We start from the raw sequence: 211 nt of genomic DNA, 5'->3' as shown, positions 1-211 counted from the left end.
TGTTTCTCTGGGCTCAGTTGAGCTTGATAGCTCTTTAGCTGGTCTCGGAGAATCACCAATTCATCCAGATATAGTTCTTTTAGGCTGAGCTTGTGACCAATCTCGCTCACTTCTTCATAAGCTTGACGATCGAGTTTGCGTTTTTGACTTTCCTGTTTACGGAGGATGTCTAGGATATGATTGCGGAACTTGGTCTTATAGTAAACATAGA

Annotated in this window: 1 pseudogene; it reads right to left on the bottom strand. The window is 42.2% G+C overall.

Annotated features, from left to right (window positions below):
* A pseudogene (locus HMPREF2984_RS06885) lies at positions 1-211 on the bottom strand (sigma-70 family RNA polymerase sigma factor); the annotation flags it as partial.

The organism is Streptococcus sp. HMSC066E07 (assembly GCF_001814695.1).
Taxonomy (GTDB): domain Bacteria; phylum Bacillota; class Bacilli; order Lactobacillales; family Streptococcaceae; genus Streptococcus; species Streptococcus hominis.
Note: the sequence above shows the minus strand (reverse complement) of the source record. Positions and strands in the feature narration are given on the sequence as shown.